Annotated in this window: 1 protein-coding gene; it reads left to right on the top strand. The window is 43.8% G+C overall.

The window, feature by feature from the left end:
• Nucleotides 1-628: DNA topoisomerase (locus tag A142_RS04660; protein ID WP_019819801.1), on the top strand; the 628-nt coding region annotated here is incomplete at both ends.

Raw genomic sequence — 628 nt, 5'->3', positions numbered from 1 at the left:
GCAAGAGAGAAAGGGTTTGATAACGTTCTCAACATTGGCCGAGTCATCAGCTCTTTGGTCGGTATGGTGAATCAGCGTACCTTGGCTAACCAGAATCATGAAAAAAGCCATTATTATGAGCTCTACGGCACCTTTGATATCGAAGGATTAAAGGTAAAAGGCAAATTACAGCCCCATGATGAGCTTGAACTCGATGATAAAAATCGAATGATTGACCGGTTTCAACTCGAAGTGATTAAGGACGCAGACAAAGGTGAAAAAGGCACCGTAGAAAAACGGGAAGTCAAAGAAGAAAAGCGTCAGCCGCCCATGCCTTTTAACTTATCCAAACTGCAAATTACAGCGTCAAAGAAGTGGGGGTACAAACCCAAAGAAACCCTCGATATTGTTCAAAAGCTGTATGAAACCCATCAATTACTGACGTACCCTCGAAGTGATAACCAATATTTATCTGAAGCACATTTAGAGAATGCGGCCAACATCCTGGGCGCCATTCAAAAAACCAGCCCAAACCTAGCTGCATCTATCCAGTCCGTCGAACCGACCTCAACTCATAAAGCCTTTGACGGTTCAAAAATAGAAGCGCATCACGCCATCATTCCAACAGAAAAAGACGGCGTAGGCATTG

The sequence above is a fragment of the Vibrio splendidus 12E03 genome, from assembly GCF_000272105.2.
Taxonomy (GTDB): Bacteria; Pseudomonadota; Gammaproteobacteria; order Enterobacterales; family Vibrionaceae; genus Vibrio; species Vibrio splendidus_I.
The sequence above is the reverse complement of the archived record's forward strand: the minus strand, read 5'-3'. Positions and strand labels throughout refer to the sequence as shown.